This window comes from Bacillus sp. FSL W8-0223 (assembly GCF_038006805.1).
GTDB classification, from domain to species: domain Bacteria; phylum Bacillota; class Bacilli; order Bacillales; family DSM-4216; genus Bacillus_O; species Bacillus_O smithii.
This window is the reverse complement of sequence record NZ_JBBOVX010000001.1, coordinates 67,614-83,294: the sequence shown is the minus strand read 5'-3', so window position 1 is coordinate 83,294 and position 15,681 is coordinate 67,614. Positions and strand designations below refer to the sequence as shown.

12 protein-coding genes and 1 tRNA gene are annotated in these 15,681 nt (G+C 40.2%); 1 reads left to right on the top strand and 12 read right to left on the bottom strand.

Going from position 1 to position 15,681, the window contains the following annotated elements; genetic code table 11:
• Window positions 1-290: 290 nt before the first annotated feature.
• From NST81_RS00380 to spoIIE, 3 genes are all read right to left on the bottom strand, one after another.
• On the bottom strand, window positions 291-1,283 hold the full coding sequence (locus NST81_RS00380) for a protein kinase domain-containing protein (protein ID WP_048622345.1): 993 nt from the start codon (window positions 1,281-1,283) through the stop codon (window positions 291-293).
• The gene (locus NST81_RS00375; RefSeq protein WP_048622344.1) at window positions 1,252-1,986 is read right to left on the bottom strand and encodes a VWA domain-containing protein; all 735 of its coding nucleotides are present in this window, start codon (window positions 1,984-1,986) and stop codon (window positions 1,252-1,254) included. The genes NST81_RS00380 and NST81_RS00375 overlap by 32 nt, the downstream gene beginning before the upstream one ends.
• Before the next feature lie 75 nt (window positions 1,987-2,061).
• Window positions 2,062-4,542, bottom strand: a complete 2,481-nt coding sequence (gene spoIIE, locus NST81_RS00370; RefSeq protein ID WP_048624342.1) for a stage II sporulation protein E — start codon at window positions 4,540-4,542, stop codon at window positions 2,062-2,064.
• Between the two features lie 413 nt (window positions 4,543-4,955).
• Between spoIIE and NST81_RS00365 the strand changes: the two genes are divergently transcribed.
• Window positions 4,956-5,029 (top strand) — tRNA-Met (locus NST81_RS00365).
• 358 nt (window positions 5,030-5,387) lie between these two features.
• Here NST81_RS00365 and NST81_RS00360 read toward each other — a convergent pair.
• From NST81_RS00360 to mfd, 9 genes are all read right to left on the bottom strand, one after another.
• Entirely contained in the window at window positions 5,388-5,816 is a 429-nt protein-coding gene (locus NST81_RS00360) for a S1 domain-containing RNA-binding protein (protein ID WP_003352297.1), read from the bottom strand.
• Window positions 5,817-5,891: 75 nt separating this feature from the next.
• Complete coding sequence (locus tag NST81_RS00355) at window positions 5,892-6,287, bottom strand: FtsB family cell division protein (RefSeq protein ID WP_003352298.1); 396 nt, start codon at window positions 6,285-6,287, stop codon at window positions 5,892-5,894.
• A gap of 22 nt (window positions 6,288-6,309) precedes the next feature.
• A complete protein-coding gene (yabQ, locus tag NST81_RS00350; RefSeq protein ID WP_003352299.1) occupies window positions 6,310-6,939 on the bottom strand; it encodes a spore cortex biosynthesis protein YabQ in 630 nt (209 codons plus the stop codon).
• Window positions 6,936-7,235 carry a sporulation protein YabP gene (gene yabP, locus NST81_RS00345; protein ID WP_003352300.1) on the bottom strand — a complete coding sequence of 100 codons (300 nt, stop codon included), beginning with the start codon at window positions 7,233-7,235 and terminating at the stop codon, window positions 6,936-6,938. The genes yabQ and yabP overlap by 4 nt, the downstream gene beginning before the upstream one ends.
• Before the next feature lie 468 nt (window positions 7,236-7,703).
• Entirely contained in the window at window positions 7,704-7,964 is a 261-nt protein-coding gene (locus NST81_RS00340) for an RNA-binding S4 domain-containing protein (RefSeq protein ID WP_040340798.1), read from the bottom strand.
• A gap of 74 nt (window positions 7,965-8,038) precedes the next feature.
• Entirely contained in the window at window positions 8,039-9,505 is a 1,467-nt protein-coding gene (gene mazG / locus NST81_RS00335) for a nucleoside triphosphate pyrophosphohydrolase (RefSeq protein ID WP_341027643.1), read from the bottom strand.
• Window positions 9,505-11,100 (bottom strand): putative polysaccharide biosynthesis protein, encoded by a 1,596-nt coding sequence (locus NST81_RS00330; protein ID WP_341027641.1) that lies wholly within the window; start codon window positions 11,098-11,100, stop codon window positions 9,505-9,507. The genes mazG and NST81_RS00330 overlap by 1 nt, the downstream gene beginning before the upstream one ends.
• Window positions 11,101-11,302: 202 nt before the next feature.
• Window positions 11,303-11,839, bottom strand: a complete 537-nt coding sequence (gene spoVT, locus NST81_RS00325) for a stage V sporulation protein T (protein WP_003352305.1) — start codon at window positions 11,837-11,839, stop codon at window positions 11,303-11,305.
• A gap of 295 nt (window positions 11,840-12,134) precedes the next feature.
• Complete coding sequence (mfd, locus tag NST81_RS00320) at window positions 12,135-15,662, bottom strand: transcription-repair coupling factor (RefSeq protein WP_341027638.1); 3,528 nt, start codon at window positions 15,660-15,662, stop codon at window positions 12,135-12,137.
• Window positions 15,663-15,681: the final 19 nt, after the last annotated feature.

Here is a 15,681-nt window from a genome sequence, read left to right as displayed (position 1 = left end):
ATTTTTCTGTTATACAATAAAGCGCTCGCTAAATAAGCATGAACGTGGTGAATGTAAAAACAGCAATGCAGTTCCTATTAGACACTTTTGTCGACTTAAAAACAAATAAGGCTTAGGCCTTTTTTCCGTAAAATAGCATTCCTCCGAAATCTCCTCACTAGATAAAGCCATAAAGCACCTGTTCAAGTTTATCTTTTATTTACTTATAATAGTATCATTTAACTTTATTGATCACAAAAATGTTTATATTTTGAATAAACATTTTCAAAGTCCAATGTATGATACATGATTTAGATCAACTGGAAAAACAAGTAGACTAAATAAAGGAAGGACAAACTCACGATGATCAAAAAAGTTTCAAGCAGCTTCCTGTTCTTTTTCTTTTTATGGATGGATTTTCTGGACGGAAGCGGTTTTGCCGCGGCCTTCGCTGCCGAATTGGACAGGTGTCCATTTTTTTCAGACTTTTTCTGATTAGCTGGTGAAGATAGTGCTGACAGCAGTTCTTTTCTCATTTCTTTAGCTGAAGAATAATGCCCGTTGACAGCTCTCAGCAATACGGGTTTCATCAACTGTAATTCCGGCCTTTTCGTCATCATCTGCACAATTTCCGCTTGACCGTTTACCCGCTTCTCAAATTTTTTTAAATAAGCAAGATTTAAAGCAATCATAGCCACTGAAAAAAGGTCATACGACGGTTCAGCTCTTCTATTCCCCATTCCCCAATAGCCTCTGTCGAAAAATTCCGTAAACTCTTTGATAGCCCTTCCTTGGATGGTTGCCCCACCCACATCTATACAACGAATGCGATAAGGAGGACCGGCAACAATTAAATTTTCAGGCTTTAAATCACCAAATACCCATCCTTGTTCATGCAGCGATTCTAAATCTCTTAACAATTGACTGAGCAAAACCCCTATCCAAGAATGCCCTTTTTGCTTAATAAAATCAAGAAGATTAGGCCCTTGAATATACTCCATTACATAAAAAGGGATGGCAGACCCTTTTATGATCCAATCATCAACATCTAATAAAGAAGGCCCCAGGGAAGACCCTTGGACCCTTCGAAAAGCCTTTAGAACATTTACCTCCGATGTGATGGACATGCTGTTTTTGCTCATTTTTAAAGCCGCATACCCATTTTCATTTTGAACTAGATAAACCGTTCCGTTTGCACCATATCCAAGTTCTTTTAACAGAACATACATTTTTTGATTCCATTTTCCCTTAATGACTGTGCCTTTTGGAAAATTAAACGGATTCTTCAAAGAATTCATCATCACTTGACAGCAAACTCCTTGCCGAACGTTTTTTCATAAATTGTCCTAATGCTTCCCGAATAGCAGGACCAGTTGGAGTCATTCCACTCGGGGTCAGTTTTGAAAAGATGCTGGTGAGCGATTCCATCTTAGGAGTCCAATCCAGAATTCTTTCAACTTCTCTTTGTTTCCCGGGAAATATATAGACAGAAAACAAGTTATTTCCCATTCTTGCATTCATGCTTAAAGAAAGATCCAAAAGAGCTTCCTTCACGATCGGCAATTTCTCTTTCATGCTTGCGCTAGTATCTACCAATATCAATACTTCTAAATTAGCCTTTTCACCAAGGTCTTCTACCACTTCCATTACCTCTCCGCGTTTTTCGGGGGGAAGTTCTTCCATGGAAATATCCCTGTTCAAAATTTGTTTTAATTCTTGATTTACCAATCCTTGCAAAGTTTGCGTCATCGCTTGACGCGTCACCATTTGAACGGTTTGCGATAACTGAGCTGCATATACAATTTGGCTGACCCCGCCGCCCGATTTGGCAATTCCCTCAATTTCTTTCATTCCCCTATCATCCATCGCATCGTTCGTTAGCACTCCAATGACATTGACGGTTATCCCTTGCTCGTTTGAAAGAGCCGCCATGGCAATAGGATCTTCTCCATAATTGGAACAGCCGTCTGTAATCAGCAAAATTTGCCGCAGCGTACCTGTTTTCATAAGGTCCCCTCCAATCTTGCACTATCGTTACCATTTTTTCCAACCGGAGGGGCGATTATACATTTCAAGAAAAAGTCATGAAGCATTCTTCTTCTTTTTCAATTTTGTTACCGGAATGGCGGCCCATTTTGGCATATTATGCTCAATCCTTGTAACGACGACTGTCATATCGTCTTCTATGCCGCCTCCCCCTGCACGAATGACTTTTTCCATAATTAAATCCGCTACTTCTTGAGGATCATTTGTTTCAATTTCTCCAATTTTTCTTTTCATCCACAAATCATGATTTTCAACATGCTTCGCTCCTTCAAAAACGCCGTCGCTCATCATAATGAGCAAATCTCCTGCTTTCAGCTGTTCCGAAACGATATCTACATCCACCTCCCGTAAGATGCCCATAGGCAAATTGCCTGCTTCGATTTTTATAATTTTGTTTCCCCTTTTAATAAAACTTGGAGATGACCCAATTTTCAGAAATTTTGCTGTTGCGTTTTGCAAATCAATAATCGACAAATCCAACGTCGAAAAAATTTCATCCGTCGTTCTTAAAGACAAAACGGAATTAATAGACTTGATCGCCACCTTTTCATCAATGCCGGATTGGAGAATTTTTTGCAATAGATTTAACGTTTCATTGCTTTCGTGATGGGCCCTTACGCCATTTCCCATACCGTCGCTGATGGCAACGGCATATTTTCCAACCCCTAAGTCGATCGTTGAATAGCAGTCTCCTGAAACCAAGCCTCCCCCCTTGGCCGCAAAGGCGACTCCTGTTTCTACAACAAATGCTTTTGCCGAACGAAAAGTCGCATAACAATAGCCTCCCGGGAATCCAGTATATTCTTCATTTTGCACCAAAATCGTTTCTCCTAAAATATCCGAAAGCATGGGCGCTACCAATTTTTCGCATTCACCGTGACCGCCCGCATAAGGAAAGACCATATCTATATCTACATTTCCTTTTTGGAGGCTGTAAATATCAATCTTTTCCACCTCCAGTCCAAAGGATTGCAGAGCTTCATGTATTTGCTCTTCTTGGTTATGGTGATTTTCACGCTCTTTCTGGATCTCTTTCGCAAAATCGTCCATCACCTTAGAAACGCCCAAGAGTTGATCGGCAACAAGCTTTCGGCTTTCCTGAACTTGCTGTTTTAACTTTTGATTCGCCTGAAGATGAGTGAGCTCCTGCTGAATCACTTCTTGAACCCGTTTAGCCCGGACACAATGCTTTTCCATTTCTCTTGCTACAGAGCCGGACAGCGTTCCTTCCTCCAAATCCATCGTAGCCTCCCTCATTAATTCGTACGTTTTATGAAAATTTTTGGTCCAGCACTGTTCTTTTTTAAAGCATGTCTGACAAGTCTTTTCCGTTACATTGCCCAGAAAATAATCCAACTCGCGCTCTTCAGATGTTTCTTCATGAAGCCGTCCGGACTGGGCAAAGCTTTTGGATAGAGCCTGAAAGACAGAAGAAAATTGCTCCACTCGATTCGCCGTTACATCACGGATCTTTTTCAAATACTGCTGCTGGTGATGGGAATGTTCCGGAGTGCCGGGAATATGCTTCGCGACTCGTTCTGTTAAATTTCTGGGCGTTAAAAAGAGCAGCATAATAGCAGCCAGAGTTTCATAAAGAGTGGGTATTAAAGAAACATTTTCTTCCCCGTACATCCCTATCAACAACGTAGCCACCAGCATTCCGGCTGCAGCACCGAATTTTTTCCCTTCTTTCAAAAGACCGCCTAGCAATCCGCCAAAAGCCAATAAACTCATTTGATAGAAGCTCGAAACGTTAGCTAAGCTAAAAATTAACCCGGTCACGACTCCTACGGTCGATCCTACAGTGGCACCGGCAACATATGCAAACAGCAGCACCAAATAACGTGAAAAGATATGTTCAACGGATAATCCATATAATCTCCAACCGATGGTTCCTGTCAAAATGGATGCTAATAAAATGATAAGACTGACAATTTCTTCTGTTTTTAATGAAGTTTTTCGTTTATGAATGGATAATAAGGGGATGCTCTGCATAAAAATTAAAGTAAGGATAAAGGTCAAGCCCGCCTCAATCAGTGCCATAAGACCATCATAGAGGCTTAACGTTTGCTGCTGATTGACGTAGGTAAAAGCCAGTTTAACTGTTATAGTAGTAAAAAACACAAAGAACGGCAAAGCATTTAACTCTTCTTTACGAAATTGTCTAGACAGCCGAAAAGCGATTAAAAACAAAGAGATGACGGCAAAGGTGTAGACTAAGTTTCCTATCGATAATGTTAAAGCACCCGATAATAGTCCAATAAAAACGATCGGTGCCCGGTCTCTTCGAATCATGAAAACAGACGCAAAAAATGGCAAAGCAAACGGCGTTAAATGGGATAAAATGAGAGCCCTTCCTAACAGAAAACCTATTAAAAACAACATCATCCCTTTTTGTTGAAGAGCCAATTCCAGTTTAAACAGAAATCTTTTAAACCTCCTTGTCACTTCCAATTTCGTTTCTTCCAGATTGACGTTTCCTACCGGCTCCATTACGTTTTGCTCTACTCTTTCCATCAAATCCATCAAATAATCCTCCCCAACTCGTATTATTGAAGACATTATAAAGGGGACAAGCATAAAACTTTGTCAAAATGACCAGTTCCCGTTCAAGAAAAGTTCGACTATTTTCAGCCTAATCTTCAAAAAGGAAACAAATTGATCACGCAGAGAGGTGCTGCAGAGCAAAACCTGTGAATAAACTTCAAAGGAATTGTAAAAACATCACCCTTTTTCCCTTACGATAGGATTAATTTATCTGATCCGTAAAATGATTGTCGGAAAAAAAGATGATCTTCGCGCCAGCTGAAAGGGATCCATCTCGATGTCTCATTTTTTTGACAAGGAAAAACAAAAAGCCGCCATTCTACCTCTTGACATTTTTTGATGTTGCCATTAATATATTCATTGTGTTTCAAATCACATACTTTGGCGGCGTAGCTCAGCTGGCTAGAGCGTACGGTTCATACCCGTGAGGTCGGGGGTTCGATTCCCTCCGCCGCTATCGATCGATTAAGTAAAAAAAAGCCAAAGAGGGATTAATCTCTTTGGCTTTTTGTATATAAAAAGCGATGCTTTCATATTAAAGCGTTAAATAAATCCTATTTTCCTCTTCAAAATAGGGATCCAGTCCTTTTTCAAACTCTTTTCCATTCTCATTTAGAACGGGTGTTTGAAAAAAGGATCTGACTTTGAAAACCGTATGTCACCGAAACGACACAAAGTTCATTCTTCCAAAGATTCAACAACAGCACGTAAAATGCCTCATCATAAAATGAAGCTGATTACCCCGTTATGGAAAAATAGGTTTATTTATAAGAACAATATAAATCTTACGGCCCCTGCTTGAAATAGACAGCAAGTTAGCCTCTTCTTGCCCCCCTGCCTCCACGACGGGATTCGGTATGACGTTTTAAAGAAGACAGACGATCTTCACTTTCTTTTAAAAAGCGGGCCATCTTCTGTTCGAAACTTTCTTTGGAACGATGATCATTTCCTTTGTTGTGCCGCTGTGGACGCTGGTTTCCGTGATGATTATGGCTTGAATGTTGGGGCTGATCTTTTGCTTTGCGGATCGATAACCCTATTTTTCCGTCATTCTCAACGTTGAGCACTTTTACTTCTACTTGATCACCGACATTTAAATGATCGTGGATATCCTTTACATAATTATCGGCAACCTCGCTAATGTGCACCAACCCCGTGGAGCCATCAGGCAATTCAACAAACGCTCCAAAATTCGTGATGCCTGTTACTTTTCCTTGTAACTTGCTGCCTACTTCAATTGACATAAAAAAATTGTTCCTCCTTAAAAAATATCAAGCTTATCTTATATTATATATCGGAAAAAAGGAGTGTCAATAAGACTACTCCACATCCTTTTCTTTCTTTTTCTCCTTGGGGAGATAAAAAATGATCTCACCTTTATCCGACAAAAAATATTTTTCACGGGCTAGCTTGGCAACATAGTCGTCATCCTTTAATTTTGCCAATTCTTCTTTCAGTAAAACCTGTTTTTTTTCAAGTTTGGCCAACGAATGTTCCAATTGTGCTTTTTGCCGCTGTTTTTCTTCCAAACGGGAAGTTTGAGATATAAGTGTCGAAACTAAAAGGATGGTGATGATTAAGAATAAGGAGGAAAAAGCAATCAATCTTCTGTATAGTTTCTTTTTTCGTTGCTGCATCAAATATTGTTTCTTTTCTTCGTTTTCCACATATGTGTTTCTAATGGAAGTGATTCCCTTTATGTTTCGAACCGCCATTCCAAACCTCCCTTTCCAGTATTTACTTCTTTTTGCGTACTCCGTCCAACAGTTTAGTAATAGTATTCTTTATTTTTCCAAAAGTTCCTTTTAAACGTGCCAAGAACTTATCGACGAATATTTTAAACGATTCCGGCAATAACTTCCAAAATCCTTTAAGAATCCAATGAAACGGTAATGCAACGCCTTTTAAAAGCCAAAACAATACTTTCCATATGGCAAGCGTTAACATCAATATTGATTTTCCCATTATTATTATAGCAGTTTGAGTAAACAAAAAAATATACTTTACTGGAATATAAATGAAATTGTAAAGAGTTTTTAACATAAATTTGTAAACAGTAGCTACAAATGTTATGACACTTTCCAATATGACTAAAAATCCTCTTTTCAAAAGCGCCTGATAAGCAGCAAAACCGCATAATAAAGCAAGAAAAATATAAAATCGAATTTCCCCATAATTCACAAGAAATAAAATGTAAAAAATAAGAAGTCCTTCCACGGCCCAAAAAAGCACATCGTGAAAAAAGACGATCCACCTATTCCGCTTGCTTCTTTTTAAAAATCGGTTGTACGTATCAAACGATGCACCAAAAAAGCTTCCCATTGCAATCATGGCAAGCATAGTATAAAACTGAGTTGTCAAGCTCATCGAAACAACTTGCTAAAGAACCCTTTAGCTTTCTCCCCATGCTGATCATCCAAATAAATAAGGTCATATACCCTCCCTTTGATCGATACAATTCCTTGATCGACATCCAAATTTTTCATCTGAAGATTTTCACCTCGAATAGACAAAAAACCCATGACTGTTTCAAGCAAAAACTCCTCATTATCAAAACTTTCTACTTGCTTTACGCCTGTGATATCAAGCAATTTTCTGCCCCTCATAATGACATCGTGTTCTTGATATGATCCATTATTTTTAGACTCTTGAAATTGCGCCATAGTTTCTCCCACGCTTCCTTTCATCGCTTTTTAAAAGGCTTTGTCCGTCATCGTCTTGGTCATTTGTATTTGTTTTTTAGTCTGAACCAACTGAGAAACCAAAGGGATCTACTTATAAACGGAAGCCTTGAAAAAGTACATGCTTTGTAACATACATATGCACGCAAGAGAAGAAATAGAACAAGCCTGTTTTTTATGGAAGGAAATGTTTTCGGGGAGCGTTGACAATCGAGAATTTCACTTGATTTCCGCGGACGGTCCGCAAGACTCCCGTACCTCCGCTGGGAGAGCTGGATTGGTACAATCGAATCAGGCTGATTGCCATCTCCCACAATCTTCTGAAACAAGCGGAGGAAAAGAATCGCCTGCTTCAGAAAGAAAGCCATCCAAAAGAAAAAACCGTCGAGATAAATAGATATATCTCGGCGGGTCTTCTTGTTAAAAAGGGGCTTTGGAGAAAGCCTCAGTTCATTCTTCTATTTTTTCTTCGGACAATACGGAATAGAGACTCGCTGCGTCTTCTTTCCGGGTAGATTCCTGAAGGCTTTCAACACGAACCTTTATGATTTTTTGTCCAAGACGGATGGTCAATTCGTCTCCTGCCTTTACGTTCGTGCTCGCTTTTGCTTGCTGTCCGTTCACGAATACCCTGCCTTGATCCGCCACTTCTTTTGCTAACGTTCTTCTTTTAATAATGCGCGAAACCTTTAAAAATTTATCCAACCGCATCGTTTCCATTGCTTCTCCCCCTTTTTCAAGAGTGTTTTCACATTTGATGGTTTGTTATAAAAGATTTGCTATTTTCAAAGTCCTTTTTCTTTTGCCTCATTCCAAAAACGGTCAAGTTCCGTTAAGGAGAAATCTTGGAAAGATTGACCGCTTTCCTTCACTTTCTGTTCCACATAAGAAAACCGCCTGATAAATTTATCATTTGCTTGAGCAAGGGCTTCTTCCGGATGAATGGAGAAAAAGCGCGCTGTATTGATTAATGCAAATAACACATCCCCCAATTCATCCACTTGTTTCTTTTTGTCGCCGCTTTTGACTTCATCTAAAAATTCCCGCCATTCTTCTTCCACTTTTTGAGCTGCTTCGTCCGCTTTCTCCCAATCAAAGCCTGTTTTTGCTGCTTTCTTTTGAATTTCGTACGCTCTAATAACGGCCGGAAGTCCTTTTTCGATTTCATCTAAAATACCGCCGCCTTTAGCGCTTCTGCCCTTTTCGCTCTGTTTAATGGCTTCCCAGTTTTTCACAACCTCTTCCGCCGTTTTAGCGGTTTCATCTCCGAATACGTGTGGATGCCGATGCACCATCTTTCGGGATATGGATTCCAGTACATCTTCTATCGAAAACAAACCTTCGTCCTCGCCGATTTGAGAATGAAGCATCACTTGAAGAAGAACATCTCCCAACTCTTCAATCATATTATCAATGTCATCATGATCGATGGCGGATAAAAGTTCATAACATTCTTCGATTAAGTATTTTTTTAACGACTGATGAGTCTGCTTTTTATCCCAGGGACAACCATTTGGTCCCCGCAATATGCGAATGATTTCCCTCAATGAAGAAAATTCGCAGTAAACAAAGTCATCCTTCACCGGCGGTACATAAATGGAGGTTAGGTTGTTGACGGAAGAAATTTCATGATCCAATTGGTAAAGAGGGACTTTCGCTATTTTTTCCTCGCTCGATCCTGCCGCCTGAACGATATAAATCGGATAGTCGTCCGGGTATTTTTCCATTAGTGTCAGCTTCACATCGGATGCTACGAAAGAATCGTACACCTGCCCAATGATGATATGCCCGCGGACATGTATATCGTCTCTATGCAGATCAGTCCCGTCCAAAAATTGAAATCCTTCTACAGGATCGATTTTCAGAGCAGCAAACAACGAATCCAAAAAGCTTTGCCCGCCGCCGATCACCACGTCCACATCCGCATCTTTTCCCCTTTCAAGCAAAAGCTGGACTGTTTTTTCAGCCACAAGGGGATGCCCCGGAACAGCATATAGAATATCTTCCTCTTTTGCTTTGTTCAACAAACGCTCGACTATTTCTTCGTACACTTGTTCAAATTGGTCGTGTTGTTCGTAAACAGAATCAAAACTGATAAACGAAACACCTTCTTCCTCCAGCTGTCGGAAGACAGGATGCTCCTTTGTCCGCAAAAAGACGAAAGACTCTTTTTTCAACCGTTTATAGACTCCTAATGGGAGCTGGTCTATATCACCTGCTCCCAATCCAACAATCGTTATTTTATAAGCCATTATACATTTCTCCCATTCAGTTTTTCACTTATTTGAACCAATTTCCCGCCAAACGGAAACAAAACCAATTCTTCTTTGGAGAATATCTTCATTTTTAAGATAAGCACTAGAAAAACAGTGCCGCCTAGAAAAACACCACCGACTGCTTCCAGCGCCGCTTGCATGCGGGTGCCGGAAAAATCCAAGCATCGGAAAAGAAACGACCATACTTGTAAAAGAACAGTCATAGCTGCCGCCGCTAGAAGACTTTGACCAACGGATGACCATGTCAGCACTTGAATGCGCATTAATGTTTTGATTTTCAAAAACAAAATCAAGGATGTCAACATCAATGAAAGAACCGTGGAAAAAGCTGCTCCCACTGCTCCACACATATGGACAAGATATAAGTTCCCGACAAATTTAACGACAAGACCGATGAAAAGAACGATAGCAGGAAAATACGGCGATCCTACCCCTTGCAAAATTCCCGAAAAGGTAAGCGCCATCGAGCTAAGCAATATGCCGGCGCTAAAAAACGCCAAAATATTGGACCCAAATCCATTCTCAAACAGCATGATATTGGTTGGAACAAGAATATTTAACAACCCAACCATGGCAGCAAGGCCTATGACAAAACTGATTTTTACGGCAATGCGAACGCTCTTGTGAACAGACTCATAATCGCTTTCTTGATAGCTGGCGCTAATAAGCGGCACAAGCGTCAATGAAAAGGATGTGGCGACCACCGTTCCCAATTGCAAAAGCGGCTGCCCTCGGTCATAGACGCCTTTCGCAACTTTTGCAGCCGATTTCGATATCCCTGAATCAACTAGCGACGAATATAAACTTAAAGCATCCATAAATTGAAAGAGAACAAGCATCATGCTAGATAAGCAAATCGCAACGCCTTCCAGCACTAAAGTTTGGATCAACCGTCTTTCCATTTCTCCAAAAGAAAAGCGGTGAACATAAAAAATGGACTCTCTCCTATGCTTTAAGAAAAAAATCAACACGATAGAGGAAGCCAATCCGCCCATAATCGATCCAAAAAGAACAGCCCCGCCGACCGTATACAAATTACTGTCTAAATGGATAAACCAATAGGAAAAGCCTAATATCGCCCCAACTCTTATCAATTGCTCAGTCACTTGGGAAACGGCAGTCGGCACCATATCGCCTTTTCCTTGGAAAAGTCCTCTTGCAACGGATAAAAACGGCATCAGCAAAAAGGATAGTGAAATGATTTGAATGAGCCTTGCCAATTTTAGATCGCCCATTACCGCTGCGATCGTTTTTGCTTGAAAATAAAGTGCTAAAAACAATAGCACTCCCAGCAGCGACAAAAATACAAAAGAAGCAGTTAATATTCTGCTTTTGTCCTTTTCTTCTCCTTGCGCTATCAATTTTGAAACAGCCACAGGAAAACCATAAGTAGAAAAGGCAACCGCAATTCCATAAATCGGATATACTTGTTGATATATGTAAAAGCCTACATCCCCGACAATGTTTTGAAAAGGAATTCTATAAACTGCACTGAGCACTTTGACAGCAAGTGCTGCAACGGTCAGCGTTAGCGCTCCTTTCATAAATATCTGTGATGATTGATTCGACAAAAGAACGCCGCCTTTCTTCCATATAATAAGCATCTATAGTCGAATGTATTATATCAAAATGAGAGGTTTGCAGAATACCAATAATTCTCTTTTCTTTTTATCTAAAGCAAAAGCGGCGTTCCTGATTCACGATGCGTCAAATTCGTATGTTTTCTCCTGCTTATGAAAAAAGAACAGCTTTTTCAAGCTGCTCTTCCCGTTCTTATTGTTCCATTTGCCGTGCAAGAAATCCTGAAGCAGTTTCCGCGGCTTTTTTCTCCACTTCGCCTATCGTTCGATCAGTGGAAAAGACAATAACGGCTCCAATTGGATCGCCATTAGCGATAATTGGGGCAATGGTGTATGATTGAACCGTTTCTTCGTGGCCATCAACAAAAGAGACCTCACCTTGGTTTGTTTGGATCACCGACTGTCGTTCTTCCATAGCGTTTTCAATCAAATCACTAATGTTTTTATTTAAATATTCTTTTTTCGACACCCCGGCCACAGAAATTACTGCGTCCCTGTCACAAATGAGGATCGAACATCCTAGGCTGTCATATAATGCTTCTCCGTATTCTTTAGCAAAATCACCCAATTCACTTATCGGGGAATATTTTTTTAATATGACTTCACCATCCCGGTCCACAAAAATTTCAAGCGGGTCTCCTTCGCGGATTCTAAGAGTTCTGCGAATTTCTTTCGGAATGACTACACGTCCTAAATCATCAATACGACGAACAATACCTGTTGCTTTCATCTTTGCTGCCTCGCTTTCATCAGATGATATTTTGGCAATCCATTATTTGCTTGCCAGTTTTACAATCATTCTTTTTGTTGATGTTAGTATCTAACAACTTAGAAGTTCTATTCACTTTCAGTGAGAATTTTCTATTGAAAAAAAATATTTCAAGCGAGGCATTATTTTCAGTTTATACTCTTTTCAACAGTTATCCATAAAAATTTTTCATCATTTTGCATAAGAGGAACGGATCAAAAAACAGCATTCACTTCACGGCAAACAGGTCAATGGCTCCTTTCGGGTGCCGACTTATTCAAGAGGCTTTCTTTTTTGCTTCTTTTAAATTTTGAATAATGTTGTAAGCAATAGAAAACCATTTTTCTACAGGAACATTTTTAATATTCATCGTAATTTTTAATTTATACCCGTCCATTCCATATCCCATCATCCGACCGTATGTTTGGCATAATTCTACCACTTTTGATCCGTCTAAAAGCGGTGTCCCTTTTTCACTGACTAGAATCGTCACTTCATTTTTTGTCTGCTTAATGGACTCTAAATGAACGTCTTTCGCAAAGATTTTCATTTCCGCCACTCGGAATAAATATTCTACTTCTTTCGGATATTCACCAAAACGATCGACCATTTCCTCTTGCAATTCAGCCACCTCTTCCAACGTTTCAAGAGCACGGAACCGTTTGTACATTTCAATTTTTTGCTGTCCGTCTGGAATATAAGCATCCGGAATATAAGCATCGATATCCAGTTCCACTTCAAAAACAGGCGGTTTTTCTTCCACAGTGATTCCTTTTCTTTCTTCAATCGCTTCTTTCAACATTTGCGAATATAGATCGAATCCCACTGAATCAATGAATCCATGTTGCTGAGGGCCTAATAAATTTCCTGCTCCCCGAATCGACAAATCGCGCATTGCGATTTTAAATCCCGACCCCAATTCCGTAAACTCTTTGATCGATTGCAGACGCTTTTCTGCCGTTTCTGAAAGAACTTTATCTTTTCGATACATAAAATAAGCATAAGCGATTCGGTTGGATCGGCCCACTCGGCCTCTTAATTGGTATAGCTGCGATAACCCCATCCGGTCGGCATCATATACAATTAGTGTATTGACATTTGGGATATCGACTCCCGTCTCAATAATGGTTGTTGTCACCAACACATCGTATTCGCCTTCCAGAAAGCTTAAAATGACATCTTCCAGCTCAGACTCGGTCATTTGTCCGTGGGCATACGTAACGCGCGCATCCGGCACAAGTAAAGATATTTCCTCCGCTTTCCGCTCAATATCTTCTACTCGGTTATAAAGGAAGAAAACTTGTCCGTCCCGCGCCAATTCTCTTTCAATCGCTTCTCTGACAACCGTTCCGTTATACTCCATCACGTACGTTTGAACCGGGAACCGGTTTTCAGGAGGAGTCTCGATGATCGATAAATCTCTTACGCCTAACATCGACATATGCAGTGTTCTAGGAATAGGGGTAGCCGTTAGCGTTAATACATCTACATTCGTTTTTAATTGCTTGATCCGCTCTTTATGCGTCACTCCGAAACGTTGTTCTTCATCGACAATCAGCAAGCCTAGATCATGGTATTGAACATCCTTGGACAATAGCCGATGCGTGCCGACTACAATATCAATCGTTCCATTTTTAATTCCTTTAATGGTTTCTTGAATTTGTTTTCGTGTTCGAAATCGGCTTAACATTCCAATATTGATCGGATATCCTCGAAAGCGCTCTTTCATCGTTTCATAATGCTGCTGCGCTAATATCGTGGTGGGAACAAGCATAGCCACCTGTTTTCCGTCCATAATTGCTTTGAAAGCCGCTCTTAGAGCTACCTCCGTTTTTCCATATCCAACGTCTCCGCACAACAATCGATCCATCGGCCGTTCTCTTTCCATATCCCGTTTAATTTCTTGAATAGAGCGCAATTGATCCTCCGTCTCCTGATAAGGGAAAGCCGCTTCAAACTCCCGCTGCAAGTCGCCATCAGGAGAAAAAGCATATCCTTTTGATGCTTCTCTTTCTGCATAAAGCTTGATCAAATCGTCGGCTATATCTTGAACAGACGATTGTACTTTCTTTTTAACCCGCTTCCACTCGCTGCCTCCTAGCTTGTAAATCTTCGGTTCTTTTCCTTCGGAAGCAATATACTTTTGAACTAAGTCAATTTGATCAACCGGTACATATAATTGATCCGTTCCCTGATACTTAATATGGAGATAATCTTTATGGACTCCGTTGATCTCCAATGTTTTAATCCCCAAATATTTTCCGATCCCATGATTCACATGGACCACATAATCCCCGACGTTTAATTCCGAATAGCTTTTTATCCTCTCGGCATTCGAAAGTTTTTGCCTTCTCTTGGACTGTTTTACCTTTTTATTAAATAATTCTTCTTCTGTAATCACGGCAAGCCGCAAAGAAGGAAGTTCAAACCCCGTTTGCAAATTCCCATATAGAATTTGATGATTGCCGATAAACAGATTCTCTTCTTCCTCCAGCAATGAAGCTTCAATCTCATACTCTTCTAAATCACTTTGGAATTTTTTCATTCGTTCTTTGCTGGAACACAAAAAGACAACTGTATATTTTCCATGTTTCCATCGTTCCGTTTCCGCCTTTAAGACATTCATTTGGCCATGAAAGTTTTGCATTGGTTTGCAAGACAAATTCACAATATTTTGCGGATTGGTATGAGGAATATGCCTTAAAAACAAAGAAAAATAGAGCCGTGGCATCTTTATCGATGACAAGAGATCCGCTAGCGAATGGGACACTTGCAAGTCATGTACCATTTGACCTTCTTCAATGAGTGACGTATACCATTCTGCTTCCTCTTTTTCCAGCGAGTCATTCATTTCATTAATTCGGCTTAACTCATCAAAAAACACGATTCCTCTGTCCGAAAGATAATCTATTAAACTTGCAGGATGTTCATAAGCAATCGCTATATATTTGGCCATTTGATCTGGAAGGCTGCCTGTTTTTAATCTCTCAACATCATTTCCAATATTTTGAGTGAGAAGTTCTTTTGTTTTTTCATTCTTCACCTTTTTCAAGCTGTTTGCCAGCGCTGTTTGAAGCCTATCGCCCACTATCACCAATTGATCACGATCGAGCGGCATTTCGGAAAACGGGCCAATGCTGACTTCCTTTAAATTTTCTATGGAACGTTGGTCTTCAATGGAAAACGTGCGAATCGAATCAATTTCCGTGTCAAAAAATTCGATCCTAATGGGATCAGGGGTTGTCAACGGGTAGATATCTAATATGCCTCCCCTTAAACTAAACTCGCCTGGGGTGTTCACCATATCGGCTCGTTCATAACCCATTACGACCAATTCTTGCAAAAAGCTGTCTAAATCTACTTCATCCCCGACAGAAAGCATCTTTTGAAATCTCTTCCAAACATCTTTTGGAGGCAAGATCTTTCGCAAACCGGCTACCGGTACGATATACACACCTTTAGTGCTTGTCGTTAAATGATTCAACATTTCAATCCTTTGGGCTTTTAACTCTGGACTCGCAATAGAGATTTCCGCCGCAATCAGTTCATTGGCCGCATATAAATACACTTCGTTTTCAGGGATGCTTTGAATAAGATCGTCATACAGTTTTTGCGCTTGCAGCAAATTATGGGTCACGACCAATGTCGGACGGTTCGTCTTGTAATATACGGAAGAGATGAGCAAAGAGCGCGCAGAGCCTGATAATCCGGCAATAAGCTGCTCTGAAAGCCCTATTTCTACACCTTGAGTGATGGATTGAATTTCATCATTAGTAAGAAGTAAATTTTCTAAATTTTTTAACATTATTCTCCCCTCCTGGCGT

Excerpts from the sequence above, each read along its gene's own strand:
- NST81_RS00375 (WP_048622344.1), bottom strand. The coding sequence starts at position 1,986 with ATGAAAACAGGTACGCTGCGGCAAATTTTGCTGATTACAGACGGCTGT.
- spoIIE (WP_048624342.1), bottom strand. The coding sequence starts at position 4,542 with ATGGAAAGAGTAGAGCAAAACGTAATGGAGCCGGTAGGAAACGTCAAT.
- NST81_RS00360 (WP_003352297.1), bottom strand. The coding sequence starts at position 5,816 with ATGTCAATTGAAGTAGGCAGCAAGTTACAAGGAAAAGTAACAGGCATC.
- NST81_RS00355 (WP_003352298.1), bottom strand. The coding sequence starts at position 6,287 with ATGGCGGTTCGAAACATAAAGGGAATCACTTCCATTAGAAACACATAT.
- yabQ (WP_003352299.1), bottom strand. The coding sequence starts at position 6,939 with ATGAGCTTGACAACTCAGTTTTATACTATGCTTGCCATGATTGCAATG.
- yabP (WP_003352300.1), bottom strand. The coding sequence starts at position 7,235 with ATGGCGCAATTTCAAGAGTCTAAAAATAATGGATCATATCAAGAACAC.
- NST81_RS00340 (WP_040340798.1), bottom strand. The coding sequence starts at position 7,964 with ATGCGGTTGGATAAATTTTTAAAGGTTTCGCGCATTATTAAAAGAAGA.
- mazG (WP_341027643.1), bottom strand. The coding sequence starts at position 9,505 with ATGGCTTATAAAATAACGATTGTTGGATTGGGAGCAGGTGATATAGAC.
- spoVT (WP_003352305.1), bottom strand. The coding sequence starts at position 11,839 with ATGAAAGCAACAGGTATTGTTCGTCGTATTGATGATTTAGGACGTGTA.
- mfd (WP_341027638.1), bottom strand. The coding sequence starts at position 15,662 with ATGTTAAAAAATTTAGAAAATTTACTTCTTACTAATGATGAAATTCAA.